The 11,553-nt window shown below is 74.4% G+C and carries 11 protein-coding genes and 1 tRNA gene; 8 read left to right on the top strand and 4 right to left on the bottom strand.

Translation table 11 applies throughout. The features are described from left to right. Both ICW40_RS10755 and ICW40_RS10750 read right to left on the bottom strand, forming a co-directional pair. Positions 1 to 902, bottom strand: a 902-nt coding sequence (locus ICW40_RS10755; protein ID WP_221653823.1) for a PfkB family carbohydrate kinase, incomplete at its 3' end; no start/stop codon positions are given. Between the two features lie 43 nt (positions 903 to 945). Further along, positions 946 to 1,494 (bottom strand): type 1 glutamine amidotransferase domain-containing protein, encoded by a 549-nt coding sequence (locus ICW40_RS10750; RefSeq protein WP_221653822.1) that lies wholly within the window; start codon positions 1,492 to 1,494, stop codon positions 946 to 948. A gap of 159 nt (positions 1,495 to 1,653) precedes the next feature. On the opposite strand from ICW40_RS10750, the gene ICW40_RS10745 reads away from it, so the two are divergent. The 6 genes from ICW40_RS10745 to ICW40_RS10720 all read left to right on the top strand — a co-directional run bounded on the left by ICW40_RS10745 (position 1,654) and on the right by ICW40_RS10720 (position 8,260). Then, a complete protein-coding gene (locus ICW40_RS10745; RefSeq protein WP_221653821.1) occupies positions 1,654 to 2,661 on the top strand; it encodes a Gfo/Idh/MocA family protein in 1,008 nt (335 codons plus the stop codon). A 60-nt stretch (positions 2,662 to 2,721) separates the two neighbouring features. Then, on the top strand, positions 2,722 to 3,363 hold the full coding sequence (tmk, locus tag ICW40_RS10740) for a dTMP kinase (protein ID WP_221653820.1): 642 nt from the start codon (positions 2,722 to 2,724) through the stop codon (positions 3,361 to 3,363). Continuing rightward, positions 3,360 to 4,493, top strand: a complete 1,134-nt coding sequence (locus tag ICW40_RS10735; protein WP_221653819.1) for a DNA polymerase III subunit delta' — start codon at positions 3,360 to 3,362, stop codon at positions 4,491 to 4,493. Before tmk ends, ICW40_RS10735 begins: the two co-directional genes overlap by 4 nt. Before the next feature lie 164 nt (positions 4,494 to 4,657). Next, complete coding sequence (locus ICW40_RS10730) at positions 4,658 to 6,289, top strand: alpha/beta hydrolase (protein WP_308121742.1); 1,632 nt, start codon at positions 4,658 to 4,660, stop codon at positions 6,287 to 6,289. Positions 6,290 to 6,387: 98 nt separating this feature from the next. Further along, positions 6,388 to 6,460 (top strand) — tRNA-Thr (locus tag ICW40_RS10725). A 204-nt stretch (positions 6,461 to 6,664) separates the two neighbouring features. Next, the gene (locus ICW40_RS10720; protein WP_221653818.1) at positions 6,665 to 8,260 is read left to right on the top strand and encodes a DUF4153 domain-containing protein; all 1,596 of its coding nucleotides are present in this window, start codon (positions 6,665 to 6,667) and stop codon (positions 8,258 to 8,260) included. A 43-nt stretch (positions 8,261 to 8,303) separates the two neighbouring features. Here the strand turns inward: ICW40_RS10720 and ICW40_RS10715 are convergent, their stop codons facing one another. Then, positions 8,304 to 9,482: an RtcB family protein gene (locus ICW40_RS10715; RefSeq protein WP_221653817.1), complete on the bottom strand. Its 1,179-nt coding sequence runs from the start codon at positions 9,480 to 9,482 to the stop codon at positions 8,304 to 8,306. A gap of 62 nt (positions 9,483 to 9,544) precedes the next feature. Then, a complete protein-coding gene (locus tag ICW40_RS10710) occupies positions 9,545 to 10,390 on the bottom strand; it encodes a helix-turn-helix transcriptional regulator (RefSeq protein ID WP_221653816.1) in 846 nt (281 codons plus the stop codon). 138 nt (positions 10,391 to 10,528) lie between these two features. Between ICW40_RS10710 and ICW40_RS10705 the strand changes: the two genes are divergently transcribed. Next, positions 10,529 to 11,278 (top strand): SDR family oxidoreductase, encoded by a 750-nt coding sequence (locus ICW40_RS10705; protein ID WP_221653815.1) that lies wholly within the window; start codon positions 10,529 to 10,531, stop codon positions 11,276 to 11,278. Between the two features lie 95 nt (positions 11,279 to 11,373). Further along, positions 11,374 to 11,553 (top strand): hypothetical protein (locus ICW40_RS10700; RefSeq protein ID WP_221653814.1); only part of this gene is annotated, 180 nt, incomplete at its 3' end.

Genomic DNA, 11,553 nt, shown 5'->3' with positions numbered 1-11,553 from the left:
AGCCAGCCGCGCGCGCCCTGCCCGGTGCACGACGACGACGCCACGTGCGCAGCGTAGGTGAGCCCGGCCCGCAGGTCGCCCAGGACGGCGGGCGGCCCGTGCACCGCGAGCCAGGCCGCGAGCGCGCCGTGCAGCACGTCGCCCGCGCCGAGCGTGTCCACCACGTCGACCGCCGGGACGGCCACCTCGACCACGTCGTCGTCCACGAGGAGCTGGACCGGTCCGGACCCCTGCGACCGCGCCACGTGCGCGGGGCCGAGGCCCCGCACGGCGCGCAGCAGCGCCGCGGGCGTGCCGGACGCGCCCGGCAGGCGGAAGTCGGCCGACAGCAGCGCGACGTCCGTGACCGCCAGGAGCCGCTCGAGCCCGGGCTTCCACGACCCGCCGTCGAGGAGCACCGGCACACCGGCCGAGCGCGCGGCCGCCGCGACCCCGAGAGCGAGGTCGAGGTGGTGCCCGTCGACGAGCACGGCACCGGCCGATGCCACAGCGTCCTCCCACGCCTCGGCAGACGTCGTCACGTCGGTGAGGGAGCGGGGGGTGGTGGCGTTGACGGAGACGACGGCGCGCTCGCCCGTCGAGGCGGTGACCAGGACGGTCGACACCGCGGGGGAGGCGCCCTCGGGCGCGAGGTCGAGCACCTCGACGTCGTGCGCGTGCAGGTCGTCGAGGACGACGCGCGCGACGGTCCCGTCGCCCACGCGGCTCACGAGCGTCGCGCGGACACCGAGACCCGCCGCCGTGACCGCGGCGTTCGCCGCCGGGCCGCCGGCCGCGACCCAGAGCCCGCGAGCCACGACCTTCTCGTCGGGCGCGGGCAGCCGGTCGACCGTCTGCACGACGTCGAGCGTCGCGAGGCCGCACGCGACCACGTGGCGTGCGGTGCCGGCCGGTCGCTCCATGCCGGCGAGCCTAGGAGACCCCCGACCGGCCGGGCCGACGCCGTCAGGCGGTCTGGCCCTCGTGCCGACCCTCGCCGATCTCCTCGACGAGCTTGTCGTTGAACGCGGGCAGGTCGTCCGGCGTCCGGCTCGAGACGAGGCCGTTGTCGACCACGACCTCCTCGTCCACCCAGGTGGCGCCGGCGTTGCGCAGGTCCGTCTGCAGGCTCGGGTACGAGGTCAGCGTGCGGCCCCGGACGACGTCGGCGTCGGTGAGGATCCAGCCGCCGTGGCAGATCACGCCCACGGGCTTGCCCTGCTCGAAGAACGCCTTGGCGAAGCGCACGGCGTCGGCGTCCATGCGGATCTTGTCGCCGTTCGCCACACCGCCGGGCAGCACGAGCGCGTCGAAGCGGCCGGCGTCGGCGCCGCTCACGGCCTCGTCGACCTGCGCCTCGTGGCCGTTCTTGCCGGTGATCGACCCGGACTCGGGCGAGACGAGCACCGCCTGGGCGCCGTGCTCCGTGACCGCCTGCCACGGGCTGGTCAGCTCGCTGTCCTCGAAGCCGTTCGTCGCCAGGAAGGCCACGGTCTTGCCGCTGAGGTGGGACATGCCGATCCTCCGTCGTCGGGTGCGTGGGTCGTCTCGACGGTAGGTCGGGCGCGCGCGATCGGCACCCGGAGGCGTGAGCCGGCGACCGGCTCGCGGCGCGGGTCGGAACGATCCGAGACGGCCTGCGCAGCGTCACCCGGCGCCGCTACGGTGGCGTCCATGACACACGCCGAGGACCCGCGCACCGCCCCGTCGATCCGCTGGGGGATCCTGGCGCCCGGCGGCATCGCGCACACCTTCGCCACGGCCGTCCGGCAGCACACGCAGGGCGAGCTGGTCGCCGTCGGCTCGCGGAACCGCGACCGCGCCGCGGCATTCGCTGCCGAGTACGACATCCCCGGCGTGCACGGGAGCTACGAGTCCCTCGTCGCGGACCCGTCGGTCGACGCCGTCTACGTCGCGTCCCCGCACTCCGAGCACCGCGACCACGCGCTGCTCGCGATCGCGGCGGGCAAGCACGTGCTCGTCGAGAAGTCGTTCACGCGCAACGCCGCCGAGGCGCAGGAGGTCGTCGACGCCGCACGTGCCGCCGGCGTGTTCCTCATGGAGGCCATGTGGACGCGGTTCCTGCCGCACGTCGTCGCGCTCCGCTCGGTCCTCGAGCGCGGTGACATCGGCGACGTCGTCTCGCTCCTCGCCGACCACGGCCAGGCGTTCGGCGACGTCGACCCGTCGCACCGCCTCATGAACCCGGAGCTCGCGGGCGGTGCGCTGCTCGACCTCGGCGTCTACCCGGTCTCCTTCGCGCACGACGTGCTGGGCGTCCCGGACCGCGTCCAGGCCACGGGTTCGCTGACCGCCACGGGCGTCGACGGCCAGATCAGCATCGCGCTGGGCTACGGCGAGCGGACGCAGGCGTCGCTGCACACGACCCTCTGGTCGCGCACCGCCACGACGGCCGTCATCGGCGGCACCGAGGGCCGGATCGAGATCGAGACGGACTTCTACCGCCCGACGGCGTTCACGGTCATCCGCAACGACGGCTCGTACTGGTCCTTCGACCGCGAGGTCGACGGTGGCTTCCAGTACCAGGCCGCCGAGGTGGCCCGCCGCGTCGCCGAGGGCGCGACCGAGAGCCCGGTCATCACGCACGAGGACTCGCTCGCCGTGATGCGCACGATGGACGAGATCCGGCGCCAGGTCGGGGTCGCCTACCCGGGCGAGTGACCGGGGAGCCGCCGCCTGCGGCCGTCCGTCGCTGTCGGTGGGCCGGACTACCCTGACGCCGTGCTCATCTCCTTCGAGGGCGGCGACGGCGTCGGCAAGTCGACCCAGCTCGGTCTGCTCGCCGACCGCCTGGTCGCGCTCGGCCACGAGGTCGTCCGCACGCGTGAGCCCGGCGGCACCCCGCTCGGGGTCGAGCTGCGCAACGCGGTCCTGCACGGCGAGCACGTGAGCCCGCGCACGGAGGCGCTGCTGTACGCGACCGACCGCGCGCACCACGTGGACACCGTCATCCGGCCGGCGCTCGAGCGGGGCGCCGTCGTCCTCACCGACCGGTACCTCGACTCGTCGGTCGCGTACCAGGGCAACGGCCGCGACCTGGGCGCGGACGAGGTCGAGCGGCTCTCGCTGTGGGCGACGGACGGCCTGCTGCCGGAGCTCACGGTGCTCCTCGACCTCGACCCCCGCGTGGGTCTGGGCCGGCTCACGGGAGCCCCCGACCGCCTCGAGAGCGCCGGGCTCGACTTCCACGTCCGCACGCGGCAGGCGTTCCTCGACCGGGCGGCCGCAGACCCGGCCCGGTGGCTCGTGGTCGACGCCGCGCGTGACGCGGACGCCGTGCACGCGGAGGTCGCCGCGCGCGTCGACGGGCTGCTCACGCAGCGGGCCGCGGCCCACCACACGCCCAGCCCGGTGTCGCCGTGAGCGTCTGGGACGGGCTCGTCGGGCAGCGCCGAGCGGTCGAGGTGCTGAGCGAGGCGAGCAGCAACGCCACGGCGATGACCCACGCGTGGCTGCTCACCGGGCCGCCGGGCTCGGGGCGGTCGAACGCCGCGCGTGCCTTCGCCGCCGCGCTCCAGTGCGAGCAGGGTGGCTGCGGCCGCTGCCAGGCGTGCACGACGTCGCTCGCCGGCACCCACGCGGACGTGAAGGTCGTCGCGACCGAGAAGGTCTTCATCCGCATCAACGAGGTGCGCGAGCTCATCGGCGTCGCGCAGCAGGCACCGTCGCAGGGGCGCTGGCGCGTCATGATCGTCGAGGACGCGGACCGCATGGAGGAGCGCACATCGAACGTGCTGCTCAAGGCGATCGAGGAGCCGCCTCCGCGGACCGTCTGGCTGCTGTGCGCACCCAGCCCCCACGACGTCGTGGTGACCATCCGCTCGCGCTGCCGGGGCGTCGCGCTGCGCGTGCCGCCGGTCGCCGACGTCGCGGCGCTCCTCGTGGAGCGTGACGGCGTGGACCCGGAGGTGGCCGAGATGGCGGCGCGGGCCGCGCAGAGCCACATCGGGCTGGCCCGCCGGCTCGCCCGGGACCCGGACGCACGCGAGCGCCGCACGCGCACGCTCCGGCTCGCCGCGGAGATCCGCGGGGTGGGCGACGCCGTGCTCGCGGCCGCCGACCTCGTGGAGGTCGCGACCGCCGAGGCGAAGGCCGCGACGGAGGACCGGGACGCCGCCGAGAAGACCGCCCTGCTGCACACCCTCGGCGCGGAGGGGCTCGCCACGCTGCCGCCGGCTGTCCGCGCGCAGGTGCGTCAGCTCGAGGAGGACCAGAAGCGGCGCTCGACGCGTGCCCAGCGCGACGTCCTCGACCGGTGCCTGCTCGACCTGCTCTCGCTCTACCGGGACGTGCTCGTGGTGCAGCTGGGTGCCGACGTCGAGCTGGTCAACCCCGTCCACGCGGAGATCCGTCGGCTCGCCGCCGAGAGCACACCCGAGCAGACCATCCGGCGGATGGACGCGATCGGCGAGGCGCGGACGCGGCTCGAGGGGAACGTCGCGCCGCTGCTCGCGATGGAGGCGATGGCGGTCGCGCTGCGCCCGCAGGGTTGAGCCGCCGGTTCGAGCCACTGGGTCGACCCGCCGGGTCGACCCGCCGGGCTGAGCCGACGGCTGAGCGACCGCGTCGGCCGCCGGGCTGGGCCGTTCGGTGGGCTCGCGGGTCCGCCCGCCGGGCGGTGGCCCGGGGTGTCGGCGGTGCCGGTTACCGTTGCCCGGTGCTGCACGCGTCCCGCCCGTCACCCCGCCCCGTCCACCGCACCGTCGACCGTGCCGGACGCGACCGGGTCGCCCCCGGGCTCCCGGGTGGACGTGTCGGCCGGCGCGTGCGCGCCGTGGCTGCGGGCGCCGTCGCACTCCTCGCGCTGAGCGCGTGCGTCGCCCCGAAGGAGCAGACGACTCCGGAGGTCGAGCCGACGACGAGCCCGAGCACCGCGGCCCCCGAGGCCAACAGCATCGAGGGGTTCTACGAGCAGCAGGTCACGTGGGCGTCGTGCGGCACCTTCGAGTGCGCCACGGTGCAGGCGCCGCTCGACTGGGAGGACGCGTCGGCGGGCTCGATCAGCCTCGCGCTGCAGCGCTCCGTCGCGACCGGGCCGGCCGACGCGCGGATCGGCTCGCTCCTCATCAACCCCGGCGGTCCGGGCTCGTCCGGCATCGAGTTCCTCGAGTACGCCGTCTCGGACGTCATGGGTGAGCCGGTGGTCGCGGCGTACGACGTGGTCGCGTTCGACCCGCGCGGCGTCGGCTCGTCGTCGGCGGTCAGCTGCGGGCCCGACCCGGTGGTCGACGAGTTCCTCACGACCGACGTGGTCCTCGAGAGCCAGGCCGACGTCGAGGCGGCGCGCGCGTCCGTGCAGGCGTTCGGCCAGGGCTGCCTGGACGCGACCGGGCCGCTGCTCGGCCAGATCGACACGGTGAGCGCCGCGCGTGACCTCGACCTGCTCCGGGCCGTCCTCGGCGACGAGAAGCTGCACTACGCCGGCTTCTCGTACGGCACGTTCCTCGGCGCGACCTACGCGGACCTGTACCCCGAGAACGTCGGCCGGCTCCTGCTCGACGGCGCGCTCGACCCGGCGATGTCGAACGACGACCTGGTCGTGGGCCAGGCCATCGGCTTCGAGGAGGCGCTGAGCGCCTACGTCGAGGACTGCCAGGCCGGCCGCGGCTGCCCGCTGGACGGGTCCGTCGACGAGGGCAAGCAGCAGATCGCGGAGCTCGTCGCCCGCATCGAGCGCCGGCCGCTCGACGCCGGCAACGGCGCGGTCGTCAACGGCACGATGGCGTTCTACGGCATCGTCGTGACGCTGTACGACGACGCGTCGTGGCCGTACCTCACGATGGCCCTGGCCGAGGCCATGCAGCAGAACACGGGGGCCACGCTCCTCGAGCTCGCGAACTTCTACCTCGACCGCGGCCCGGACGGCTCCTACCTGTCGAACTCGATGATCGCGTTCACGGCGATCAACTGCCTGGACTACCCGACGCCCGAGCGCACGTACGACGAGATGGTCGCGTTCGCCGACCAGGTCGCCGCGCAGGCGCCCACGTTCGGCCGGGACTTCGCGATGGCGGTCGGCTGCGAGTCGTGGCCCTTCCAGTCCGAGGCCGAGCGCGCCCCGATCACGGCACCGGGTGCGGCGCCGATCGTCGTCGTCGGCACGACGGGCGACCCGGCGACGCCGTACGAGTGGAGCGTCGCGCTCGCGGAGCAGCTCGAGTCCGGCGTGCTCGTGACCTGGGAGGGCGAGGGGCACACGGCCTACGGGCGCTCCAACGCGTGCGTCGAGGACGCCGTCGACGCCTACCTGGTCGAGGGCACGGTGCCCGAGGACGGCCTCGAGTGCTGACGCTCTGACCCGTCCGGGGACCGCCGGCACCGTTGCTTTTGGAGCCTCGGCCGGCGGTCGGTACAGTGGTCCCCGCTCACGCCTCGACGGGTGAGCGCGCCGCCTTAGCTCAGTCGGTAGAGCGTCTCACTCGTAATGAGAAGGTCATCAGTTCGATTCTGATAGGCGGCTCGCGACACGAAGGGCCCCCACCTGCAGACACGCAGGTGCGGGGCCCTTCGCGCGTCCTGCGGCCGTGACACCACGGCGTGCCCGCGCGGCGGCTCCGACCCGAGCGGTCGCTCACAGGATCTGCACGGTGCGACACAACACCTCGACCGAACCCGCCGCGCCGCCCCGCGCCCCGGTGAGCCGCCGATCCCTAGCGTGCTGACCATGACCGAGCCCCCTTCGCCGCACCCCGTCGGACCTCCGCCGCCCCTGCCACGCCCGGTCCCCATGGGACCGGCGACGGCCCTGCCGCCCCCGGCACCCGTCGGGCCCGTGACCGCGATCGCCGTACCCGCCGTCGAGACACCGCTCGGCCGGTTCTGGGCGGGCTACCGTGCTCCGGCGTCCGTCGCACAGCTCGTCACGGTCGCCGTCGTCGGGCTGGTGGGCGCCGTCCTGCTCGTGGGCCATCGCCCGGGACTCGGCCTCGCGCTCGTCGGGGCGGTCGTCTGGGCGCCGGCCGTCCCCGGGCTCGTGCGGCGGCGGGCGTTCGGCGACCTGGCGGTCGTGGTCGTCTCGGTGGCCCTGCTCGGTGTGGTCGCGCTGCGCGACGCCGGCTGGCTCGTCGCGCTGTGCGTCGTGGTCGCCGCCGTCGCGGGGACCGCGGCGGCGACGTCGTCGACGTCGACCGCGTCGCTGCTGCTCAGCGGCCCGACGTGGGCGGCCGGCCTCGTGCGGTCGCTGCCGTGGGTCACGCGCACGATCGCCTACGGGGCCGGGTCGCGGCGCGGTCAGGCGCTCGTGGTGCTGCGGAGCGTCGCCATCACGGTCGGCCTGCTGCTCGTGTTCGGGATGCTGTTCGCCAGCGCCGACCAGGTGTTCGCGAGCTACCTGCCCTCGTTCTCGGTCGACCTCCTGCCCGCCCAGGTCGTCGTCGGCGTCATGGTCGCGGCCGTGGCGGCGTCGCTCGCCCACCTGAGCATCGCGCCGCCCACCTGGACGGCCCTGCGGCCGGGACCGGGTCGAGCGGCGCGTCGCGGGGAGTGGCTCGCGCCGATCGTGGCGCTCGACGCGCTCGTGATCGGCTTCGTCCTCGTCCAGCTCGGTGCGCTCGTCGGGGGGCACGCGTACGTGCAGGCGACGGCCGGCCTCGGCTACGCCGAGTACGCCCGCGAGGGCTTCGCGCAGCTGGTCGTCGCGACGGCGCTCACGCTCGTCGTCGTCGGCGTGGCCGCGCGGTACGCGCCACGAACGACGGCGCGGGACCACCTCGTGACCCGTGCGGCGCTCGGCGTCCTGTGCCTCGGGACGCTCGGCGTCGTCGCGTCCGCGCTGCGCCGGATGGACCTCTACATGGACGCCTTCGGGCTGACGCGGCTGCGGCTCTTCGTCGTCGTCGTCGAGGTGGTGCTCGCCGCGGTCCTGGTGCTCGTGATGGTCGCTGGGCTGCGCCGCGCCACGCAGGAGCGTCCGCTGCCCGCCCCGTGGCTCCCGCGCGCCGTGCTGCTCACCGTCGCGGCCGGGATGCTCGGCCTCGTGGGCGTGAACCCCGACGCGCTGATCCTGCGGCACAACACGAGCGCCCGGCTCGAGGTGCCGCTCGACGTCGCCTACCTGCAGGGCCTCTCGGCCGACGCGGTGCCGGCCGCTGACGGGCTCGACGAACCGCTGCGCTCGTGCGTGCTCGGTGCCCTCCCCGTCGCGGCCCCGCACGGCGCGGGCGACTGGAACCTCGCGCGCGCCCTCGCCGCCAGGACGCTCGACGACGCAGCGCCGGTGGAGGCGGACCCGGAGGGCTGCTGGTCCAGCTCGCGCTGGTGACGCAGGCCGGGCGCCGGGCCCCCTCTCGCGGGGGACCCGGCGCTCAGTCGCCCTTGACGTTCACCACCTGGCGCAGCGTGTGGCGGACCTCGACGAGGTCCGCGGAGTCCGCCATGACCTGGTCGATGTCCTTGTACGCGGCGGGGATCTCGTCGATGAACGCGTCGGTGTCGCGGTACTCGATGCCGCGCATGGCCTCACGCAGCTGCTCGCGCGTGAACAGCTTGCGTGCCGCGGTGCGCGAGTGGCTCCGGCCGGCGCCGTGCGGTGACGAGCTCAGCGAGTCCGGGTCGCCCTTGCCGGTCACGACGTAGGAGGCCGTCCCCATCGAGCCGGGGATGAGCCCGGCGTCGCCGACGTCGGCCTTGATCGCGCCTTTGCGCGAGAGCCAGACGGTGCGGCCGAAGTGCTCCTCCTGCTCGGTGAAGTTGTGGTGGCAGTTGACGCGCTCGGCCTCCTGGACGTCCTCGCCCATGTGCCGCGCGACGGCGGCGACGACGCGGTCCATCATCTCCTCGCGGTTGAGCAGGGCGAAGTCCTGCGCCCACCGCAGCTGGCGGATGTACGCCCAGAACTCGTCGGTGCCCTCCTCGAGGTACGCCAGGTCGCGGTCCTCCAGGTCGACGCGCTCCTTCCGGCACCGCTCGACGGCGACCCGGATGTGGTGCTGGGCGAGCAGGTTCCCGATGCCGCGCGAGCCCGAGTGGAGGAAGAGCCAGACGCGGCTCTCCTCGTCGACCGTGACCTCGATGAAGTGGTTGCCGGAGCCGAGGGACCCCAGCTGGAGCCGCCAGCGGTTGGCGTAGGACGACGGGTCGAAGCCGATCTCCGCGGCCTGCGCCTCGAGCGTCGCGACGCGCTCGGCCGCCGACCCCGTGAGCTTCTGGTTGTAGTTCCCGGCCGACAGCGGGATGGACCGCTCGATCGCGACCCGGAGCGGCGCGAGCGGCCCCGCGGCCCGCAGCTGCTCCTCGGTCCACTGCGTGCGGACGGCGATCATGCCGCACCCGATGTCCACGCCCACGGCCGCCGGGATGATCGCCTCGACGGTCGGGATCACGCTGCCGACCGTGGCGCCCTTGCCCAGGTGGGCGTCGGGCATCAGCGCGACGTGCGGGTGGATGAACGGCATGCGCGCCGTGCGCAGCGCCTGCTCCCGGGTCTGCGGGTCCAGGACGGAGGCCCAGCTGATGAGGGTCGGGGAGAGCTGCTCGCGTGCCATGGCGTCCACCGTGGCACGCGGGCCCGCGTCGTGCCGCTCCATCCACAGCAGCGGCGGTGACCTCAGGGGGTGCTGAGGCGCTGGTCGCCGATCACGGCGAGGAGGCGCAGCTTCTCGTCGCTCTCGGTGCCGGGCGTCGCGGTGAGCACGAGCAGCGCCTGCGCGCGGTTCTCGCTGTACATGACCTGGCAGTCGACCTCGATCGCACCGAGCTCGCGGTGGACGAGCGTCTTGTGGTCGTCGAACCGCGACCGCACGACCTCGTGCCGCTCCCACACCTCGACGAACTCCGCGCTCTCGCCCCGGAGGCGGCGCACGAGGTCGGCCGCGGCGCCCCGCGGCCCTCCGTCGGCGAGCGCGGCGCGCAGCGCACCGGCCTGGATCGCGCTCTGGTGCGCGTGGTCCCGCTGCGGGTAGAGCTCGCGCTCCACGGGGTCGGTGAACCACCGGTAGTACGAGCTGCGGGCCGGCCACGGCAGCTGCGTGCGCTCGCCGAACAGCGCGACCGCGGGGCGGCTCTGCGCGAGGGTCTCGCCGACGTCGGTGATGATGAGCGCGGGGGTGTCGTGCAGCCGGTCGAGCACGCGCAGCAGGGCGGGGCTGACGTCGAGGGTGCGCCGGCTCCGTGGCGGAGCCACGTGGCCGGCGAGCACGAAGACGTGGTCGCGCTCGTCGGCGGTCAGGCGCAGCGCACGGGCGATCGCGGCGAGCATCTGCTCGGACGGCCGGGGCCCGCGCTGCTGCTCGAGCCGCGTGTAGTAGTCGGCGGACATCCCGGCGAGCGCGGCGACCTCCTCGCGACGCAGCCCGGCCGTGCGGCGTCGGGCGCCCTCGGCGAGCCCGACGTCCGCGGGTCGCAGCGCGGCACGACGACGACGCAGGAAGTCGGCCAGGGCTTCTCTGTCCACGCGGCCATCCTGCGTGAGGCGCCGTCGGCGTGACCAGGGCGCAGCCAGGGACCGGCGGTCCCTGGCTCGACGCTCCTCTCCCGCCGGCGCGTCCGGGCGCCGACGGTGGTGGTGACCGAACCACCACAGGAGGAACCCATGAAGCTCTCAGGACGCACCGCACTCGTCACCGGAGGCACGTCCGGCATCGGCCGCGGGCTCGCGATCCGCCTCCACGAGGCGGGCAGCACCGTGATCGTCGCCGGCCGACGCGCGGACCAGCTCGACGCCCTCGTGCGCGACCACCCCGGGATGGACTCCGTCGTGCTGGACATGACGGACCCGGCCTCGATCCGGCGGGCGTTCGAGGTCGTGACGCGCACCCACCCCGAGCTCGACGTGCTCGTGACCATGGCGGGGATCATGCTCCCCGAGGACCTGCGCGACCCCGCGTCGCTCGCCGTCGCGGAGGAGACGATCACCACCAACCTCCTCGGCCCCCGGCGGATGCTCGCCGAGTTCCTGCCGTTCCTCCTCGAGCAGCCCGAGGCGGTCGTCATGACCGTCTCGTCGGGCCTCGCGTTCGTGCCCCTGCCGCTCACGCCGACGTACAGCGCGACCAAGGCGGCGATCCACTCGCTGACCGAGAGCCTGCGGGTCCAGCTCGCCGGGACCTCGGTCGGGGTGCTCGAGCTCGTCCCACCGGCCGTGCGCACGCCGCTCATGGGGCAGGAGGACCGCGAGAGCGCGATGCCGCTCGACGACTACCTCACGGAGGTCATGGCGCTGCTCGAGACGCAGGACACGGGCGAGGTGCTCGTCGAGCGCGTCCAGCACCTGCGCTTCGCGGAGCGGACCGGCACGTACGACGGCGTGCTCGCGATGCTGGCCGCCGGGCCGCCCGCGTGAACGCCTGGTGCGAGCGGTCTGTACCGGTCACTTGACCGGTACAGCGACGGGCTCTACTGTACCGATATAGACAGGATCGGACAGGGGAGAGAACCATGATCGACAGCATGCCGACGACGATGCTCCTGGCGAAGCAGGGCACCGTCCGACTGGCCCACAGCGCGCGGCCCGACGCGCCGGTCGTCGAGGCGCGGCCGTCCCGGCGGGCGCGCCGCGGCGTCGCACCGGAGCCCTTCGCCGCACGAGGTCGCTCGGCGGTCGCCCGTGGCCTCCAC

This window comes from Actinotalea ferrariae (assembly GCF_019733465.1).
Classification (GTDB): domain Bacteria; phylum Actinomycetota; class Actinomycetes; order Actinomycetales; family Cellulomonadaceae; genus Actinotalea; species Actinotalea ferrariae_A.
Note: the sequence above shows the minus strand (reverse complement) of the source record. Positions and strands in the feature narration are given on the sequence as shown.

Coding starts and splice junctions, on each gene's coding strand:
- ICW40_RS10705 (WP_221653815.1), top strand. CDS start 10,529: ATGAAGCTCTCAGGACGCACCGCACTCGTCACCGGAGGCACGTCCGGC.
- ICW40_RS10720 (WP_221653818.1), top strand. CDS start 6,665: ATGACCGAGCCCCCTTCGCCGCACCCCGTCGGACCTCCGCCGCCCCTG.
- ICW40_RS10745 (WP_221653821.1), top strand. CDS start 1,654: ATGACACACGCCGAGGACCCGCGCACCGCCCCGTCGATCCGCTGGGGG.
- ICW40_RS10750 (WP_221653822.1), bottom strand. CDS start 1,494: ATGTCCCACCTCAGCGGCAAGACCGTGGCCTTCCTGGCGACGAACGGC.
- ICW40_RS10715 (WP_221653817.1), bottom strand. CDS start 9,482: ATGGCACGCGAGCAGCTCTCCCCGACCCTCATCAGCTGGGCCTCCGTC.